Annotated in this window: 2 protein-coding genes and 1 pseudogene; 1 reads left to right on the top strand and 2 read right to left on the bottom strand. The window is 67.3% G+C overall.

What is annotated here, in order from left to right; translation table 11 throughout:
* Positions 1-101 precede the first annotated feature (101 nt).
* Entirely contained in the window at positions 102-1,094 is a 993-nt protein-coding gene (locus FFS20_RS17700; RefSeq protein WP_137827087.1) for a TAXI family TRAP transporter solute-binding subunit, read from the bottom strand.
* A gap of 70 nt (positions 1,095-1,164) precedes the next feature.
* A complete protein-coding gene (locus FFS20_RS17695; protein ID WP_137827086.1) occupies positions 1,165-3,315 on the bottom strand; it encodes a TRAP transporter fused permease subunit in 2,151 nt (716 codons plus the stop codon).
* 591 nt (positions 3,316-3,906) lie between these two features.
* On the opposite strand from FFS20_RS17695, the pseudogene FFS20_RS18445 reads away from it, so the two are divergent.
* Positions 3,907-4,176 (top strand): annotated as a pseudogene (locus FFS20_RS18445) (hypothetical protein); the annotation flags it as partial.

Raw genomic sequence — 4,176 nt, 5'->3', positions numbered from 1 at the left:
GCACTGGCCCCTCAGCACTCGCCCCTCTGCCCGCCAACTCAGCGCCGCCCCCTCTGCGCCGGGCTCGCTGACTTGGCGCCGGGGTCGTCCGCGTGGCGCGCCTACTTGTTGAGTTCGTCGAGCGCGGTCTGCGAACCCGGGGCGAGCGGGATCGGCTCCGGCGGCATCGCCGTGTCGAGCTTGATGTCCTTCGCCGCCGCGTGGACCTTCTCGAGGTCGGCCTTCTTGTCGAAGATCAGCTTCGTCAGGGCGCACTGGGTGCCCTCATCCATGTCGTTGCGGACCATGAGGACGTTGGGCGTGATGATCGTGTTGACCGCCCCGACGCCCTTGTACGTCTCGGCGGGGATCTCGGCGACCTCGTAGACGGGGTTGATCTCCTTCATCTGCCCCTCGAGGGCGGAGATGTCGAGGAACTCGACGTCGCCGCCGTTGGAGGTGAAGAGGTCGGTGACACCCGCTGTCGGCAGACCGCCGGACCACACCATGCCGTCGAGCGTGCCGTCCTTCATTCCGTCGACGGTCTTCGCGAGGTCGAGGCGCTGCTTCGTCACGTCGGCGTCGGCGAGTCCCGCGGATTCGATGAGGCGGTTGGCGATGACCTCGGTGCCGGACTTCGGTGAGCCCGTCGAGATCGTCTTGCCCTTGAAGTCCTCGATCGTCTTGATGTTCGCATCCTTGCGGACGATGACCTGGGTGTAGTTGTCGTAGATGCGCGACAGTGCGGAGATCTCCTCAGGCTGCTCGAAGTCCGCGTTGCCGGACACCGCGTCGGCGGCGGTGTCGGCGAGCGAGAACGCGATGTCGTAGTCGCCGGCCGCCAGCTGCTGGAGGTTCTGCACCGAGGCTCCGGTCTCGGCGGCGGTCGCCTTGAGGTCCGTGTTGTCGGAGATGAGCTGGGCGAGACCGCCGCCGAGCACATAGTACACGCCCGTCGAGTTGCCGGTTGCGATCGTGATCTGCCCGGATGCGGCCGTGCAGCCGTCTCCGCCGGAGGCGGCAGGCGTGTTCTCGCGTTTGCCGCCGCACGAACTCAGCGCGAGGACCGCGGCGACGGCGGCCGCGGTGACGGTGAACATCTTCGTTCTCTTCATGGGCTCTTCCCTTTCTCAGTGGTGGTCGGTGTGGGGGTGGTCGGTCGGGAGACCGAGGTCACGGGCGGGGTCACGGCAGAGCCGCCTCGGCGGGGGTGTGGTCCGTCTGCCGGGGACGGCGGCGAAGGATGAGGTGGACGATGACGGCGAGGATCAGAGCGGTGAAGCCGACGATCATCGACAGCGGCTGGAGGTAGAGGAGGGCGCCGGCGGCGATGAAGCAGAGGATGCGCTCGGGCCAGCCTGCGCGGCGGATGATCCACCCGCCGGCGCCGGCGGCGAGCGCGGCGACGGCGAACGCGGAGACCGCGCCGGTCCACAGCGCGCCGAGGAATCCGCCCTGGGCGACGAGCGACGCGCCCTCGGGGGTGAACGTGAAGGCCAGGGGCACGAGGAAGGCGGGGATCGCGTACTTGCACGCCTGCCACATCGTCGCGATGACACGGCCTCCGGTGATCGCGGCCGAGGCGACGGCGGCGAGCGCGGTCGGCGGGGACACCTCGGAGAGGACGGCGTAGTAGAAGATGAACATCGCGGCCGCCGCCTCGGGGATGCCGAGGGAGATGAGGGCGGGTCCGACGATCACCCAGCTGATGATGAACGACGCGGTCACGGGCACGGCGAGACCGAGGATCGTCACGGCGATCGCGGCGAAGATGCAGGTGAAGACGATGACGGCGGTGGGGTTCGACGAGATCGCCTGCGCGCCCTTGACGAGGATGTCGGAGATGACCTGGCCGAGTCCGGTCTTCGTGATCGTCGAGACGATGATGCCGGCGGCCGCGCACACGCTTGTGACCGGCAGGACCGAGCGGATGCCCGTCGACAGGGCGCCGAAGATGACATCCCAGATCGCGCGGAGGATCCTCTTCGGCTGCCCGCGGTGGGCGAGGACGATCTCGATGATGCCGAACCCGATGCCCACCAGGGTCGCGTAGACGACGGCTTTGAACGGGGCCATGCCGAGGGCGAGGAAGACGACGATGATGCCGAGCGAGATGAAGTGGTAGAAGCCGCGTTTGAGGATCGGCCACGAGCGCAGGCCGGTGGGCGGGCGGTAGTCGACGTCGATCTTGCGCGAGTCGATCTCGATGGCGAGGAAGATGCCGAGGTAGTAGAGCAGGGTGGGCACGACCGCCCAGAGGAGGACGAGGCCGTAGGAGACGTTGAGGAGTTCGGCGATGATGAAGGCGGCGGCACCGAGCGTCGGCGGGGAGAGGATCGCGCCGATGCCGGAGGCGGCGAGCATGCCGCCGGCGTTCTCCTTCGGGTAGCCGGCCTTCTTGAGCACCGGCCAGGTGACCGCGCCGAGGGAGACCGCCGTCGCCGTGCCCGATCCCGAGACCGTGCCGAGGAGGAAGCCGGAGAGGGCGACGGTGCGCCCGGGGGCGGCCTTCGACTTCTTGAACAGGGAGAAGGAGAGGTCGATGAAGAAGCTCGCCGCTCCCGTCTTGTCGAGGACGGCGCCGTAGATCGTGAAGAGGACGATGTAGGTCGCGGCGACGTCGAGCGGGATCCCGTAGAAGCCGGAGGCGTCGTTGTAGAGGGCGTTGATGATCTGGTCGAAGTTCTGGCCGGCGTGGGAGCCGGGCCAGCCGACGGGGATGTAGGCGCCGTAGTAGCTGTAGAGGAAGAAGACGACGCAGAAGATCGGGAGGATGAGGCCCGTCGTCCGCCGCGTCGCCTCGAGGATGAGGAGCATGAGGATGCCGCCCATCGTCACGTCGAGCGGGTCGAGGGAGCCCTGCCGGTTGAGGAACTCGTTGAACCCGCCGGAGAAGAACGGCAGCACCGGGTAGGCGCAGGTGAGGAACGTGAGGACGACGAGGATCCAGTCGATGACCGAGGGGTTGTCCGTCGTGCGGGCAGGTTTGGCTGTCCGCGCTGTACCCGGCGCCGAGGCGGTCGCCTCCGCGGCGGCGTCCGCTGCGTGCGCGCCCGCTTCCTTCCGCCGGCCGAACCCGGGGCGGTAGCAGATGAAGACGAGAGGCAGGACGAAGGCGAGGAACCACATGAGGTAGTACTGGTTGCCCTGCCGGAGCGGGAAGAACACCTGGTTGAGGACGTAGAGGGAGATGAGGAAGCAGACGATGCTCACACCCAGGTCGAGTCGACGCGTGAGTCTGCGCTGCGGGAGTTCCTCGTCGTACTGGGCGATGAGGTCGTCGACGTTCGCTTGGGGAAGCGGACTGGTGGCAGTCGCGGACGGACGCTCGGACATCGGTGTCCCTTCGGTCTCTCTGGTGTGGCGGCGGGGTGGTGTGGTTCGGTGTGTGGGCGGTGGGGTGGTCGGGTGATGTGTGATGGTCGGTCGGCACGGGTCGGCTCACCTCCTCGTGGAGTCGACCGGCGCTGGTCACCGCACTCGAGAATGTGAGTTGACTCACAATATACCGAGAGGACCGGCCGGTTCCGGCGGATCGGGACGATCGGGACGGGATTTAGCGTGATCGTTACGCAGGGTGCCGCTATTCGGGAACGCGCGAGGCGGCAAGAGGAAGCCGGGGCGCGTGCGGGGTGCACTGGTGGCATCCGCGGGCCGCGCAAGAGATGTCTGCCGGTGGGACGTCAGCGAGATCGGCCCGCCCACGCCGGCGCCGGGCCTCGTTCAACACGTGGCGCGAAAAAGTCGTCTTCGGGGACGACTTTTTCACGCCACGTGTTGAACGAGCAGCCACTGCTCGACGCAACCCGTCGATGTTCGCGCCACGTGTTGAACGAGCAGCCACTGCTCCACGCAATCCGTCGATGTTCGCGCCAAGTGTTGAACGAGCGGGGCAGATATCAGTCAGCGCCTGTGTAGGTTGGGACCATGGCCGAATCTCAGCGGGTCTTCGACGCGCACTTCCACATCATCGACCCAGCGCACCCACTCGTCGAGAACAACGGGTATCTGCCCGACCCGTTCACGGTCGCCGACTACGTCGCGCGCGTCGGTGGACTCAGTGACAGCGGACACAGAGGCGGAGTCAGCGACGATCGACGCGGCAGCCCTGACCCCGGAACCCGTGACCCCGCCGCCACACCAGAGAGACCGAAGGGACACCGATGTCCGAGCGTCCGTCCGCGACTGCCACCAGTC

It is taken from the genome of Brevibacterium sp. 2SA (assembly GCF_005502845.1).
In the GTDB taxonomy this organism is placed as follows: domain Bacteria; phylum Actinomycetota; class Actinomycetes; order Actinomycetales; family Brevibacteriaceae; genus Brevibacterium.
The sequence above is the reverse complement of the archived record's forward strand: the minus strand, read 5'-3'. Positions and strand labels throughout refer to the sequence as shown.

What these genes read in the sequence shown, in the direction of transcription:
- FFS20_RS17700 (WP_137827087.1), bottom strand. Translation starts at nt 1,094, where the DNA reads ATGAAGAGAACGAAGATGTTCACCGTCACCGCGGCCGCCGTCGCCGCG.
- FFS20_RS17695 (WP_137827086.1), bottom strand. Translation starts at nt 3,315, where the DNA reads ATGTCCGAGCGTCCGTCCGCGACTGCCACCAGTCCGCTTCCCCAAGCG.